Raw genomic sequence first — 13,668 nt, 5'->3', positions numbered from 1 at the left:
CCGGTCCTGGCGAAATGGGTCCGATCGGTGTCCGTACCGTCGACCGCGAACCGCGCCGCCTCGTGCACCTCCGGAGATACCTCAGGCACGGACGTGGCCTGGACACGCTTGGCGAAGTCAAGGTTGCGTGCCTGGGTGGTGGTCGCCCGCATTTTCGCCGATTGGTAGCCGCCGGTGAGGAACTGCGCTATAGCGCGATCCTGCGCCGAACTGATGATCGCGGTCCACGCTGCACTGCGGACGGTCTGCCGCGGATCCTTGATGGACAACCAACGGACAAAGACCAGGTCGGCCGCCGCTGAACTGGTGGCGGTAGCCGCCGCAGGCGCCGCGAACGCAGCCAGCGGCGCCAGAAGAACACTCGATGACAATGCCGCGGCGAATGCCACGGCAACAGCCTTCAGCCTTGTATGCACTTATCCCCCGTTTAGCCATTGACGTCGGCGTGCACTCGAAGTGGCACTGCGCGCTCAAAGTCAGGGCAGAGCGTAAGGCATTTCGTCGATGGGCGAAAGCTCGATCCGGGCGGGGGCGACACGACGGGACATCGATTGATAGGGTGGCGCTGGCGGGTCTTTCTTGCTGGCGCTTTCCTGATCGGATGCGGCGGCTCGCCTGGGCTCCTGAGCCCGATCAGACGCACGGCCGCAAAACCGGTTGATGCCGGCCGTTCTCGCGGCGATGTCCCCACCGTCGATGTCTGACGGCAAAGTGGATTGATCGACCTTGTGGTCGTGGGGTAGCTTCAGCGCGAACCACGGGGGATACGGGATCGTTTCATCGGTACGGTTGCGTCTTGACGACGCTGCCGTCCGTCACCACGTCTCCTTCGTGTGACCAACCTCGAAGGAGCTCGATTGAACTCACGTCTCTCACGTCCGCTGCTGACCATCGCCGTCAGCGGCGCGCTGGTTGCGGGCAGCGGCCTGGTCGCTTCACCCGCGCTGGCCGAGCCGGCGGACACGGTCGCTCCGGTCGGCAGTTTCAAGCTGAACTCGGCGGCGTTCTGGATCGGTCAGTCGGTCAGCCTCACCCAGGGCACGGTTACCGACGAGACCAGCGCCCCGGACCAGATCACCCGCGTGGCGGACTGGGGTGACGGCACACCGACCACCACCCTGGCGCCCGGCACCGTGAAGTACGCGCACAAGTACGCTAAGACCGGCAAGTTCACGGTCAAGGTGACCTACACGGACGCCGCCGGCAACGCCAGCGACGTCACGTCCGCCGTGACCGTCACGACGCCGGGCAGGGTCAAGCTGAGCAAGACCTCGGTGTGGAACGGTGAGCGCCTTTCCGTCACTTTCTCGGGCGTGCCGGCGGGGACAAAGAAAATCGTCTTCGACTGGGGCGACAGCTTCGTCGACACCCTCCCGGGCAAGAATCAGTCCATCCGGGGTCTGTACTACAAGAACAAGAAGGGCCGCCTGATCAGGGGTGCGGTCACCATGCGCGCGACCTACACCAACAGTTTGGGCGCGTCGTCGGCGATCGTCGTTGGCAAGGTGACGGTCAAGAAGGACACGGCGAAGCCGGTCGTCAAGATCACCAAGCCCGGCAGCGCCAACCGGTTGAAGTCTTGGAAGACCATCAAGGGCACTGTCGCGGACAAGGGCGCCATCGCGCCTTACGTCTATGTCTGGGCGACCCGGATCACCGGCAACAAGTCGTACTGCTTTACCGCGAAGAAGACGTGGAAGCGCTACTACGGCACCGCGGGTTACAACAAGTACTGCAGCCGTAGTTCGGTCGAGGTCACGATCACCAAGGGTAAGTGGAGCATGAAGCTGCCCGGCCTCAAGAAGGGCACGCTCTACGTCGACGCCCGGTCCTGGGACTGGGCGGACAACGCCAGCAAGTGGGCCTCGGTCAAGGCCAAGATCACCCGTAGCTGACCCCTCGCACGCCGATGCCGGCGTCGCCCCTTACCGGGGCGGCGCCGGCATTTCGTTGTCAGAGCTCGTACGGCAGCTCGGCGACGTGATGATCGGCCAGCTCGCGCAGCGGCGCCCACACCTCGTAGACGCCGCGCTCATAGCAGCGCGCCCCCACCGCGGCGACCATGTCGGCGTCGGGGTTGACCAGGCGCAGCCGCGCCCAGTTGTCGTCGCGCTGCAGCACCCAGCACAGGATCGTGCGCCACCGGGCCTGCTCGGCGCGGCGGCACAGCGTCGTTACCGGGTAGCGGGCGGCGCGGGTCAGGGCCCGGACCCGGAACTCCTCCGGCGGGTCGGCCACCGCCTGGTACTCATGCTCGTTGATCCGGCCGACCAGCCGCGCCGAGCCGGCATCGGTGCACGGCACGTACTCGCGGTCCGGGCTCACCCCGGGCAGCCCATCCAGCAGGTGCCGCCAGCGCGGGCCGGCCAGCCGCAGCCAGCCGTGCTGTTCCGGCTGGTACGTATACAGCACGACCTCCTCGCCGGTGCCCGGGTAGGCCAGCAACTGCGCGTTCGCCGGCAGCGGCAGGTCGGCGAAGCCCGCGGTGACGAACTCCGGGATCAGGTCGTCGGTGCTGGGCGTGAAGCCGGTGCCCAGCACCATCGGGCCGATCCGCGAGTGGGCCGGCAGCGCGGAGAGTCCGGCCTGGACCTCGCCCATCGGGATCTCGTAGTCGCTCGGGTCGACCGCGCGCCAGCGCAGCGCGTACGCCGCTGGCGCGTCGCCGGTGTTGTCCGTGCGCAGCAGGGCCAGCTCGGCCGGGTCACGCAGGTGGGCGATGTCACAGGAGCGGTAGCAGAAGCCGTACGGCAGCCAGCCGGCCAGGTGGCCGGCGAGCTGGGCGGTGGAGAGCACCTTGGTCATCCGCGTGCCCCGGCGCACGGCCGCGGTGGCGCGGATCCGGCGCAGCGCCGCGTCGTCGCGGTGCCCGGCGGACTGGGTCATGGCCTGCACCCGCTCCCAGGTCAGGTCGCGGCGCAGCGGGGCTACCAGGGGCGGCTCGAGAGGGTCGGCATCGACGTCCGCGTCCTCACCGGTCACGGTCACGCGAGCAAGTTAGGCCCCGTGGGTGGACACCGGATGAACACAGGGTTACTCGTAGTCCTAGTGAAAAAACTCTCACCCGTCGATATGTGATCCTGAACAGCGATGAACAGTTCTCAGCCTTCCGAGTCACGTAAGGCCCGGGCCGCCCGGCGCGCGGGGGAGTTCCCGCCCGCGCCGCAGCCGTTGGCCGTACCGGTCTTCGACAGCCACACCCATCTCGACATCACCGTGCACGAGGCCGGGGTGCCCGGCGGCACCGGCCCGGGCGGCGGCGCCGACGGGGTCGAGGCCCTGATCGAGGCCGCGGCCAAGTCCGGTGTGGACCGGCTGCTGCAGGTCGGCGTCGACGTGGCGTCCTCGGTGTGGGGCGCCGAGCTGGCCGCCCGGCACCCGTCGGTGCTCGCCGCCGTGGCCCTGCACCCGAACGAGGCGCCGCGGCTGTCCGACCTCGACGGGGCGCTGCGCGAGATCGAGGCGCTCGCCGCCCAGCCCCGGGTGCGCGGCCTGGGCGAGACCGGCCTCGACACCTTCCGCACCGGCGAGGAGGGCCGGGCCGCCCAGGAGCTCAGCTTCCGGGCCCACATCGCGATCGCCAAGCGATACGCGAAGCCGCTGATCATCCACGACCGCGAGGCGCACGCGGACGTGCTGCGCGTCCTGGATTCCGAGGGCGCTCCCGACGTCGTGGTGCTGCACTGCTTCTCCGGCGACGCGGAGTTCGCCGCCGAGTGCGTGCGCCGGGGCTACCTGCTCAGCTTCGCCGGGACGGTCACCTTCGCCAGCGCCGGCCACCTCCGCGAGGCGGCGGCGCTCACCCCGCCGGAGCAGATGCTGGTCGAGACCGATGCGCCGTACCTGACGCCGGTGCCGTACCGGGGCCGGCCCAACGCCTCCTATCTGATCCCGCTGACCATGCGGGCGCTCGCCGAGACCACCGGCACCGACCTGGACGCGCTCTGCGCGGCCGTCTCGGCCAACGGAGAGCGCGTCTTCGGACCCTGGCGCTGAGGAAACCGGGCGCTGAGGAAACCGGGCGCTGAGGAAACCGGGCGCTGAGGAAACCGGGCGCTGAGGAAACCGGGCGCTGAGCGAACCGGGCGCTGGGCAAGCCGGGCGCTGAGCGAACCGGGCGCTGAGCAGCCCGGCGGACAAGCATCAGCCCAGCGGGTATGCGGCGCAGTCGAGCTGCTCGCCCAGCCCGCCGAGCAGCTTCGCGAACGCTGTGGGCGCCGCCGCGAGCGGCCCCCGGGAGACGAACCGGACCGCCCAGCGGTGCCCCGGCGCCACGTTGAAGATGCGGTAGAGGACCAGCGACCCGCGCTCGTCGGGCTCGACGCTGGTGACGCCGCGAAACCACCACTCGCCCTGCTGGGCGATCGAACGCGCCGCGCGGTCGACAGTCACCGTGATGGTGCTGCCTTCGAGGGTGACCGTGAACTCGTCCCCGCGCGCCGGTGTCGCCGAGCCGGTGGCGGCCAGCGGCGAGCGCCCACCCGGCCGCGCGTCGAGCAGCACACCGGCGACGTCGTCCGGGGCGGCTTCCACCACGCCGCGCAGCTCGAGCAGCTCCGTCATCACCTCGTTCTACCGTGTTCGGCCGGTCACCGCTGCCCCGTGCCGTCCCGTCACTCCGTGGCGCCCGTACGCTCTGACCTCATGGCTGACGGACTGCTCGGCCCGGCGGAGATCCGGGAGCTCGCCGCGCGTCTCGGCGTCGCGCCGACCAAGAAGCTCGGCCAAAACTTTGTGCACGACCCCAACACGGTGCGCCGGATCGTCGCCGCCGCCGCGCTGACCAGCGACGACGTGGTCCTGGAGGTCGGGCCGGGGCTGGGCTCGCTGACGCTTGGACTGCTCGGGGCGGCCGCGCACGTGCACGCCGTCGAGCTGGACCCGGTGCTGGCCGCCGCGCTGCCGGCCACTGTGGCGGAGCGCGCCGACGTCGCCAAGCTGACCGTGCACCACGCCGACGCGTTGCGGATCCGGGCGGCCGAGCTGCGACCGGCGCCGACGATGCTGGTCGCGAACCTGCCGTACAACGTGGCGGTGCCGGTCGTGCTGCACCTGCTCGCCGAGGTGCCGTCACTGCGCGGCGGTCTGGTGATGGTCCAGAAGGAGGTCGCGGACCGGCTCGTGGCCGGTCCCGGCTCGAAGGTGTACGGCGTCCCGTCGGTCAAACTCGCCTGGTACGCCGAGTCGCGCGCCGCCGGCAAGGTCCCGCCCGCGGTGTTCTGGCCGGTCCCGAACGTCGACTCGGGGCTGGTCGCGTTCGCCGCGCGCACCCCGCCCGCCGGCGCGGACCGGCGGACGGTCTTCCAGGTGGTCGACGCGGCCTTCGCCCAGCGCCGCAAGACGCTGCGGGCCGCGCTGGCCGGCTGGGCCGGCGGCGCCGGCCAGGCGGAACAGGTCCTGATCGCCGCCGGGGTGAGCCCGCAGGCCCGCGGCGAGTCGCTCTCGGTGCACGAGTTCGCCGCTATCGCGGCAGCCGCCAAAGGACCCGGGTACGGCGGTAAGCTCAGCGCGTCGGGCAGGCGGCACGAGGAGGTGGACCTATGACGGCGGAACCCGTGGGTCACGTCATGTGGACCCCGGACCCGATCAGGCAGCGCGCGGCGAACTACACGGTCGAGGACGTGCTGGAACTGCCGGACGACGCTCCCCGGGTAGAACTCAGCGATGGAGTCATGGTTGTGGTCCCCTCACCGACTATCAATCATCAGAACATCGGCAATCTGCTGTGGCTGTGGTTCCGTCAGCACGCTCCCGCCGGATATCAGCCGGGGACGGCGGTTGGCGTGGCGACCGGGTTCAAGAACTCGCTCGAACCCGATGTGGTCTTGCTCCGTGAGCCGGTGGCGAACAGCCACTTCTTCGACGCGGCGCAAGTCGCCATAGCCGTCGAGGTCGTGTCTCCCGGAACGAAGAAGCGGGATCGCCTGCTGAAGCCCGTCGAGTACGCCGCCGCCGGGGTGCCCCATCTCTGGCGGATCGAGCAGGACCCGGTGCATGTCTTCGCCTACGACCTGGTGGGCAGCCAGTACCAGCTGGTCGCGGACTCTGCCGACGAGTTGGTGCTGACGGCGCCGTTCGAGATTCGCCTGCCGATCTCGGATATCACTCCGTGACGGAAGCTTGGGGACCGGACGACGACAAGCCTCGCCGGTTCACCGGTCCGGTAAAGGTCCGGGTGCCCTCGAAGATCAACCTGCATCTCGGCGTGGGCCCGCTGCGCGCCGACGGCTATCACGAGCTCAGCACCGTCTACCACGCGATCAGCCTCTTCGACGAGCTGACCGCGCGCCGCGGTGACACCCTCGCCCTGACCATGGAGGGCGAGGGCGCGGGTGAGCTCGCCCTCGACGACAGCAACCTGATCATGCGGGCGGCCCGGGCCCTGGCCGCCAAAGCACGCGTACCGGCGCATGCCCGGCTGCACCTGCGCAAGTCGATCCCCCTGGCCGGCGGGCTGGCCGGCGGCAGCGCCGACGCAGCCGCCACGCTGCTCGCCTGCGACCTGCTCTGGGGCACCGGCTACGGCAAGGACGAGCTGGCCGAGATCGGCGCCGAACTCGGCTCGGACGTGCCGTTCCTGCTGCACGGCGGCACGGCCCTGGGCACCGGGCGCGGCGAGACCGTCAGCCCGATCCTGGCCCGGCCGACCACCTGGCACTGGGTGGTCGCCATCGCCGACGGCGGCCTGTCCACCCCCGAGGTCTACCGCGAGCTCGACAGGCTGCGCGACAGCCCGTGGCCGCCGACCGCGAGCGAGAACGCGGACCAGCTGATGGGCGCGCTGCGCCAGCGCCGGCCCGAGGTGCTCGGCGCCGCGCTCGCCAACGACCTGCAGCCGGCCGCGCTGTCGCTGCGCCCGGCCCTGGCCGACGTGCTCAAGGCGGGCTACGACGCGGGCGCGGTCGCCGGCATCGTCTCCGGTTCCGGACCGACCTGTGTGTTCCTCGCCACCGACGGCCCACACGCCGAACGCGTGGCAGCCAGCCTGAACGGGGCCGGAGTGTGCCGATCCGCGGTCACCGCGCGGGGACCGATGCCGGGCGCCCGGGTAACCTAGGGGCATCGTGGCCAATATCATCAATCTGGACCGGGTGAACAAGGGCTACGGAGCCGCCGGTCAGCTGCTTACCGACGTTTCCCTGGGGCTGGACGACGACGCCCGGGTGGGCATCGTCGGCCTCAACGGGGCCGGCAAATCCACCCTGCTGCGCATGCTCGCCAAGCTCGAGGAGCCGGACTCAGGCCGGGTCACGCACCGCCGTGACCTGCGCGTCGCCGCACTTCCGCAGACGCTGACGCTCGCCCCCGAGGCGACCGTCCGCGATGTCGTGCTGGGCACCGCCTGGCTCAGCGAGGGCATGGGCGCCGAGCACGAGTGGGCCGGCGACGCCGGAGTCCGGGCGATCCTCACCGGCCTCGGCATGGGCCACCTGGGTCTGGAGACCCCGGTCGGCCCGATGTCCGGCGGCGAACGGCGCCGGGTCGCGCTGGCCGCCCTGCTGGTCCGCGAGTCCGACCTGCTCATCCTCGACGAGCCCACCAACCACCTCGACGTCGCCGGGGTCGACTGGCTGGCCCGCTACCTGCTGGGCCGCCGCGGCTCGCTCGTCGTGGTCACCCACGACCGCTGGTTCCTCGACGCCGTCTGCACCGCGACCTGGGAGGTCGTCTACGAGCAGGTGTACGCGTACGAGGGCGGCTACGCGGCCTGGACGCTGTCCCGCGCCGAACGGCTGCGGGTCGCCGTCGCGGTGGAGTCCCGCCGGCAGAATCTGCTCCGCAAGGAGATCGCCTGGCTGCGCCGCGGCCCGCCGGCCCGCACCTCGAAGCCGCAGTTCCGGATCGACGCCGCGAACGCCCTGATCGCCGACGTGCCGCCGGTCCGTGACCAGGTGAGCCTGCAGCGGCTGGCCACCACCCGGCTCGGCAAGCAGGTCTACGACCTCGAGGACGTGACCCTGCACGCCGGCCCCAAGCCGATCTTCAAGAACCTGACCTGGCAGGTCGGACCGGGCGACCGGATCGCCATCCTCGGCGCGAACGGCGCCGGCAAGACCACCCTGCTGCGCCTGCTCGCCGGGCTCACCCGGCCCGACGGCGGGCGCCTGGTCACCGGCTCGACCGTGAAGGCCGCCTTCCTGTCCCAGGAGCTCCGGGAGCTGCCCGGGCACCTCCGGCTGCTCGAGGCGGTCGAGGAGGTCGCCAGGCGCGTCAAGCTCGGCGACCGGGAGCTCTCCGCGGGCCAGCTCGCCGAGGTCTTCGGCTTCACCGACAAGCGCATCTGGACCCCGGTCAGCGACCTGTCCGGCGGCGAGCGGCGGCGGCTGCAGCTGCTGCGGTTGCTGGCCACCGAGCCCAACGTGCTGCTGCTCGACGAGCCCACCAACGACCTCGACACCGACACGCTGGCCTCGCTGGAGGACCTGCTCGACTCGTGGCCGGGCACCATGATCGTCGCCAGCCACGACCGCTACCTGGTCGAACGCGTGACCGACACGGCGTACGGGATGTTCGGCGACGGCCGGCTCGTGCACCTGCCCGGCGGCATCGACGAATACCTGGCCCGGGCCGGTAACCCGGCGGCGCCCCCCGGCGAGCTGCTGACCTCGGGCAAGGCCCCGTCGGTCGCCGACGGCATGTCCGCGGCCGAGCTGCGCATCGCTCGCAAGGACCTGTCCCGGCTGGAACGGCAGGTCGCCAAGCTGGACGAACGAATCCTCAAGATCAACGAGAGCCTGGCCTCGAACGGCAGCGACTACGACAAGATCATGGAGCTGGACGCCCAGCTCAAAGCCGTCCAGGAGGAACGGGGCCAGGTCGAGGAAGCCTGGCTCGAGTTGGCCGAGCGCGTCCCCGAGAGCTGAGCCACCACCGCGGGTGCCCCCGATCCGGGGGTGCCCCCGCACGGCCTCCGACGATGCGCGAGAATCTCTACGACATCACCCGACGTTGGAGACGGACACCATGGCGCACAACCCGGTCAACCACCCGCTGCGGCCGCTCTACCGCGCCCTGGGCGCGCTGACCGGGGCCTACCTCGTGCTGTTCGGGATCATCGGCGCGATCATGACCGCCGACGGCGGCCTGTTCGGTGACGGCGACGACCGGGTGCTCGGCCAGCACACCAACCTCTTCTGGTCGCTCGCGGCGGCGCTCATCGGGGCGCTCGTGCTGATCGGCACGGTCATCGGCCGCAACTCCGACGTCGTGGTCGACAAATACTTCGGCTGGGGCCTGCTGGTCGTCGGCAGCTACGAGCTGGCGGCCATCCGCACCGACGCCAACTTCCTCAACTTCAGCGTCTCCACGGTGGTCGTCACCTATCTGCTCGGCCTGGTGCTCATCATGGCCGCGTACTACAGCCTGATCGGCCCGAAGGAGCAGGCCGGCCCGCCGCGCCAGGCCCGCGAGCGCCAGTCGCAATCCGCCTGAATCAGCGCGGGCGGGTCAGCAACTTCGGCTTCGCCTCCAGGTGGGACAGCCCGTTCCAGGCCAGATTGACCAGGTGGGCGGCCACCATCTCCTTCTTCGGCTTACGCGCCTCCCGCCACCACTGGCCCACCAGCGCCACCATGCCCACCAGCGCCTGCGAATAGAGCTCCGCGAGCTTCGGATCGAGATCGCGGGACCGGAACTCGGCGCCCAGGATGTGCTCGACCTGATGCGCCACGTCATTCATCACGCTGGAGAAGTTGCCGCCCGGCGACAACGCCGGCGACTCGCGGACCAGCACCTGGAAGCCGTGCGGCTCCTCGTCGATGTAGTCCAGCAGGGCCAGCGCCGCCTGCTCCAACAGCTCCCGCGGATGCCCGGCGGTCAATGCCGCCGCGATGCGGTCCAGCAACGACCGCACCTCCCGGTCCACCACCACCGCGTACAGGCCCTCCTTGCCGCCGAAGTGCTCATACACCACCGGCTTGGAGACCTTCGCCCGCGACGCCACCTCCTCGACCGAGGTGGCGTCGAAGCCGCGCTCGGCGAAAAGCTGCCGGCCGATCGCGATGAGCTGCTCACGCCGCTGCGCCGCCGGCATGCGAACCCGGGCGCCCTTGCTGGACGCCGCCACAGCGCGCGCGTGCGCCCGGCGGGCGGGGGACTCGTTGCCTGGCTCGCTCTGGTCTGTCACCCAGCCATCCTGCCAGCCGATGTCCGGTCCCAACGCCCCGTGCTGCGACGGCCAGCAGTTGGCGGCTCAGCGCGAGTGGTGTCGGCGCGCCATAGGTCGGGCTGGCTCCCTGCGGGGCTGTGCGAGCGACCCGGAAGTCCGGGCATCGTTGGCACGGCTGATGCATTGACATAAGACTGTACTGGCGCAGTAATGTATCTACATGCCTTCCATTTTCGAGGAAGATTCTCGCGCCGAAGCGCGACGCCTCCGCGTCGATCCTGGTCTGTCCTTGTCTCAGCTGATGAAGCATTTTGGCGTCGGGAGCGCCACTCTGACCGACTGGTTACGGGGCGTCGAGCCGCCAGCCTGGACCCGGCGTCCCAACGCCAAAGACGACCTGCGGATGCAAGCCCTCGCGCTGCGCGCGCAGGGCTGGTCCGTTAACGATCTTGCGATCGAAATCGGGGTCGCGAAGTCGACAGCGCACGCCTGGGTGAAACACATACCGTTGGATCGCGACACCGAACGTGCGCGACGTAAGCAGGAGCATGCCGCGGTCATGGCCGCAGGGCGCTGGGATGCCAAGCGGGAGGAGCGGGATCGACGTCAGGGCGAGGTGCACGCCGAGGCGGGTGAAGCCGTCGGTAAGCTGTCGGACAGAGATCTGTTGCTTGTCGGAGCCGCTGTGTACTGGTGCGAGGGCGCCAAGTCCAAGCCGTGGCGCCGTCTCGACCGGCTGACCTTCATCAACAGCGATCCTGGCTTGGTTTCACTGTTCCTGCGATTCCTTGCCGTGTGCGGCAGGAGTGCTGAATCCGTGGACTACCGGGTGCACATACACGAGACGGCCGACGCGCAGGCAGCCGTCGAGTGGTGGGCGGCGGAGCTGGGCGTGCCGAGGGAGTTGTTCCAGCGTCCGACGATCAAGCGGCACGCGCCGGCCACCAGGCGTGCCAACACGGGCAGTGACTATCACGGTTGCCTTGCGGTGTCAGTGCCCCGGTCGCGTGAGCTCTACTGGAGGGTGGAGGGAGTGATGGCCGCTTTGACGCGGCTGGCATAGTAGATTTCGGCAAATGGTCGCAGGCGCTAGTGTGGCGACCGAACCAGTCGGCCGTGGTGAAATAGGCATCACCTTCGGTTTTGGTCCGAAAGTTCCGGGTTCGAACCCTGGCGGCCGAGCTTGTCTATGGTAGGGGACTCGAAACTGAGTCCGTGCGGTTGAGTCGGCGCCGCGTTCTGCATAGCCACTGCGATCAATGGAGTCCCGCGTGAGCCAGGCCCGGAGCCGTACCGTTGTCGTTCTCGCCGCCGGTGAGGGCAAGCGGATGAAGTCCGCGACGCCCAAGATGTTGCACCCGCTGCTCGGTCGCACGCTGCTCGGCCACGTCCTGCACGCCGCCGAGGCGGCGCAGGCCTCCCGCACCGTGGTGGTCGTCGGTCACAAGGCTGACCAGGTCCGCGCGCACCTCGCCGAGATCGCCCCGGGCGCCACCCCGGTGCTGCAGGCCGAGCAGAACGGCACCGGGCACGCCGTCCGGATCGCCCTCGACGCCATCCCCGAGGCTTCCGGCACGGTCGTCGTGCTCAACGCCGATGTGCCGCTGCTGCGGCCCGAGACGGTCGAGGCGCTGGTCTCGGCGCACGAGTCGACCAGCAGGGGCGCGACCGTGCTCGCCGCCGAGGTTCCCGATCCGGCCGGGCTCGGCCGGATCGTGCGCGACAGCGACGGCAACCTGGAGCGCATCGTGGAGGAGCGTGACGCCTCCGCGGAGGTGCGGGCCGTTCGCGAGGTGAACGCGGGCATCTACGCGTTCGACGCCGCGCTGCTGCGTGAGGCGCTGAGCAAGATCTCCTCCGACAACGACCAGGGCGAGGAGTATCTGACCGACGTGTTCGGGCTGCTCGCCGCCGTCGGTCACGCGGTCGGTGTGCATGTGGCCGCCGACGCGCTGGAGACCCTGGGGTGCAACGACCGGGCCGAGCTGGCGCGGTTGCGGGCCCTGCTGCGGGACAGGGTCAACCTCGGGTGGATGAAGGCCGGGGTTTCGATCCTGGACCCGGCGACCACCTGGATCGATGTGACGGTGTCCCTGGAGCCGGATGCCGTGGTGGATCAGAATTCGCAGCTGCAGGGTTCGACGACGGTGGCGACCGGCGCGGTGATCGGCCCGGATACGACGCTGGTCGACACGGTGGTCGCGGCCGGCGCGGTGGTGTTGCGCACGCACGCCTTGGGCGCGCAGGTCGGCCCGGATGCCACGGTGGGCCCGTTCTCCTATCTGCGGCCGGGGACGCGGCTGGGCCGCAAGTCGAAGGTCGGCGGTTTCGTCGAGACCAAGAACGCCGAGTTGGGCGCGGGTGCGAAGGTGCCGCATCTGACGTATGTGGGTGATGCGACGATCGGCCCGAAGGCGAACATCGGGGCGGGCACGATCTTCGCCAACTACGACGGGGTGAACAAGCATCACACCACCGTCGGTGAGGCCGCTTTTGTCGGTAGTGACACTGTGTTGATCGCGCCGGTGGAGGTCGGTCCGGGCGCGTATGTGGCTGCCGGCAGTGCCGTGGCCAAGGACGTGCCGGCGGGCAATCTCGGGGTCACCCGGGCGCAGCAGCGCAACATCGAGGGCTGGGTGGCGCGCAAGCGTCCGGGCACCGTGTCGGCCGAGGCTGCGGATCGGGCCGGGAAGGTCGAGACTGAGGACACCGGGGCGTAGTCGGCGCAAGCTGGGGTGAGGCATCCCACGACCTGGCCGCGGTTGGCGGCGCCGGCATGGCCGCGGGTAATACTTCTGGTGACAACCCCCTAGATTGCACGGGAGCGGACGAGCCGATGGGCAGCATCGTCGCGGAGAACCGTAAGAGTTTGATGCTTTTCTCCGGCCAGGGCTTCCCGGAGCTGGCGGAGGAGATCGGACAGGTGCTCGGCGTCGCGCCGACCCCGTCTGATTCGTATGAGTTCGCCAACGGCGAGATCTTCGTCCGGTTCAAGGATTCGGTGCGGGGCTCGGACGCGTTCGTCGTCCAGTCGGTGACCGAGGGTGTGAACCGCTGGGTCATGGAGACCCTGATCATGGTGGACGCGCTGAAGCGCGGGTCGGCGAAGCGCATCACTGTGGTGCTGCCGTTCTACCCGTATTCGCGGCAGGACAAGAAGCACCGTGGCCGGGAGCCGATCTCCGCGCGGTTGGTGGCCGATCTGCTGAAGACCGCGGGGGCGAACCGCATCCTGACGGTGGATCTGCACACCGCGCAGATCCAGGGTTTCTTCGACGGCCCGGTGGATCACCTGTTCGCGATGGACATCCTCGCCGAGCACATCATCAAGAAGTTCGAGGGCCGGCCGATGACGGTCGTGGCGCCGGACTCGGGCCGGGTGCGGGTGGCGGAGCGGTGGACCGACCGTCTCGGTGGGTGTCCGCTGGCGTTCATCCACAAGACGCGGGATCCGATGAAGCCGAACCAGGTGGTGGCCAACCGGGTGGTCGGTGAGGTCGAGGGCCGGGTCTGTCTGATCGTCGACGACATGATCGACACCGGTGGCACGATCACGAAGG

12 protein-coding genes, 1 tRNA gene and 2 pseudogenes are annotated in these 13,668 nt (G+C 69.8%); 11 read left to right on the top strand and 4 right to left on the bottom strand.

The window, feature by feature from the left end:
• Window positions 1–389: pseudogene (locus DMB66_RS56005) on the bottom strand (hypothetical protein); the annotation flags it as partial.
• A 468-nt stretch (window positions 390–857) separates the two neighbouring features.
• On the opposite strand from DMB66_RS56005, the gene DMB66_RS56000 reads away from it, so the two are divergent.
• Window positions 858–1,895 carry a hypothetical protein gene (locus tag DMB66_RS56000; RefSeq protein WP_125812169.1) on the top strand — a complete coding sequence of 346 codons (1,038 nt, stop codon included), beginning with the start codon at window positions 858–860 and terminating at the stop codon, window positions 1,893–1,895.
• A 58-nt stretch (window positions 1,896–1,953) separates the two neighbouring features.
• Here the strand turns inward: DMB66_RS56000 and DMB66_RS55995 are convergent, their stop codons facing one another.
• The gene (locus tag DMB66_RS55995; RefSeq protein WP_125812168.1) at window positions 1,954–2,988 is read right to left on the bottom strand and encodes a hypothetical protein; all 1,035 of its coding nucleotides are present in this window, start codon (window positions 2,986–2,988) and stop codon (window positions 1,954–1,956) included.
• Between the two features lie 102 nt (window positions 2,989–3,090).
• Here DMB66_RS55995 and DMB66_RS55990 point away from each other — a divergent pair, with 102 nt between their 5' ends.
• On the top strand, window positions 3,091–3,996 hold the full coding sequence (locus DMB66_RS55990; protein WP_125812167.1) for a TatD family hydrolase: 906 nt from the start codon (window positions 3,091–3,093) through the stop codon (window positions 3,994–3,996).
• 147 nt (window positions 3,997–4,143) lie between these two features.
• Here DMB66_RS55990 and DMB66_RS55985 read toward each other — a convergent pair whose 3' ends face one another.
• Window positions 4,144–4,563 (bottom strand): hypothetical protein, encoded by a 420-nt coding sequence (locus DMB66_RS55985; protein WP_125812166.1) that lies wholly within the window; start codon window positions 4,561–4,563, stop codon window positions 4,144–4,146.
• A gap of 81 nt (window positions 4,564–4,644) precedes the next feature.
• Between DMB66_RS55985 and rsmA the strand changes: the two genes are divergently transcribed.
• From rsmA to DMB66_RS55960, 5 genes are all read left to right on the top strand, one after another.
• Window positions 4,645–5,544 (top strand): 16S rRNA (adenine(1518)-N(6)/adenine(1519)-N(6))-dimethyltransferase RsmA, encoded by a 900-nt coding sequence (gene rsmA / locus DMB66_RS55980; protein WP_125812165.1) that lies wholly within the window; start codon window positions 4,645–4,647, stop codon window positions 5,542–5,544.
• A complete protein-coding gene (locus DMB66_RS55975; RefSeq protein ID WP_199753222.1) occupies window positions 5,541–6,113 on the top strand; it encodes a Uma2 family endonuclease in 573 nt (190 codons plus the stop codon). The genes rsmA and DMB66_RS55975 overlap by 4 nt, the downstream gene beginning before the upstream one ends.
• Window positions 6,110–7,057, top strand: a complete 948-nt coding sequence (locus tag DMB66_RS55970; RefSeq protein WP_125812164.1) for a 4-(cytidine 5'-diphospho)-2-C-methyl-D-erythritol kinase — start codon at window positions 6,110–6,112, stop codon at window positions 7,055–7,057. The genes DMB66_RS55975 and DMB66_RS55970 overlap by 4 nt, the downstream gene beginning before the upstream one ends.
• Before the next feature lie 7 nt (window positions 7,058–7,064).
• Window positions 7,065–8,864, top strand: coding sequence for an ABC-F family ATP-binding cassette domain-containing protein (locus DMB66_RS55965; protein ID WP_125812163.1), 1,800 nt, complete (start codon window positions 7,065–7,067; stop codon window positions 8,862–8,864).
• An 85-nt stretch (window positions 8,865–8,949) separates the two neighbouring features.
• A complete protein-coding gene (locus DMB66_RS55960) occupies window positions 8,950–9,432 on the top strand; it encodes a DUF4383 domain-containing protein (protein ID WP_233625550.1) in 483 nt (160 codons plus the stop codon).
• 1 nt (window position 9,433) lies between these two features.
• Here DMB66_RS55960 and DMB66_RS55955 read toward each other — a convergent pair whose 3' ends face one another.
• Complete coding sequence (locus DMB66_RS55955) at window positions 9,434–10,126, bottom strand: TetR family transcriptional regulator (RefSeq protein WP_370321303.1); 693 nt, start codon at window positions 10,124–10,126, stop codon at window positions 9,434–9,436.
• 202 nt (window positions 10,127–10,328) lie between these two features.
• Between DMB66_RS55955 and DMB66_RS55950 the strand changes: the two genes are divergently transcribed.
• From DMB66_RS55950 to prs, 4 genes and pseudogenes are all read left to right on the top strand, one after another.
• Window positions 10,329–11,171: a helix-turn-helix domain-containing protein gene (locus tag DMB66_RS55950; protein WP_125812162.1), complete on the top strand. Its 843-nt coding sequence runs from the start codon at window positions 10,329–10,331 to the stop codon at window positions 11,169–11,171.
• Between the two features lie 47 nt (window positions 11,172–11,218).
• Window positions 11,219–11,290 (top strand) — tRNA-Gln (locus tag DMB66_RS55945).
• A gap of 77 nt (window positions 11,291–11,367) precedes the next feature.
• A pseudogene (glmU, locus tag DMB66_RS55940) lies at window positions 11,368–12,911 on the top strand (bifunctional UDP-N-acetylglucosamine diphosphorylase/glucosamine-1-phosphate N-acetyltransferase GlmU); the annotation flags it as partial.
• A gap of 33 nt (window positions 12,912–12,944) precedes the next feature.
• A partial coding sequence (gene prs / locus DMB66_RS55935; RefSeq protein ID WP_125812160.1) for a ribose-phosphate diphosphokinase occupies window positions 12,945–13,668 on the top strand: 724 nt, incomplete at its 3' end.

The organism is Actinoplanes sp. ATCC 53533, assembly GCF_003947245.1.
This window is presented reverse-complemented; position numbering and strand designations above follow the sequence as displayed.

Bases quoted from the DNA above. Each gene is read 5' to 3' on its own strand.
- rsmA (WP_125812165.1), top strand. From the start codon at position 4,645: ATGGCTGACGGACTGCTCGGCCCGGCGGAGATCCGGGAGCTCGCCGCG.
- DMB66_RS55950 (WP_125812162.1), top strand. From the start codon at position 10,329: ATGCCTTCCATTTTCGAGGAAGATTCTCGCGCCGAAGCGCGACGCCTC.
- DMB66_RS55985 (WP_125812166.1), bottom strand. From the start codon at position 4,563: ATGACGGAGCTGCTCGAGCTGCGCGGCGTGGTGGAAGCCGCCCCGGAC.
- DMB66_RS55975 (WP_199753222.1), top strand. From the start codon at position 5,541: ATGACGGCGGAACCCGTGGGTCACGTCATGTGGACCCCGGACCCGATC.
- DMB66_RS55990 (WP_125812167.1), top strand. From the start codon at position 3,091: ATGAACAGTTCTCAGCCTTCCGAGTCACGTAAGGCCCGGGCCGCCCGG.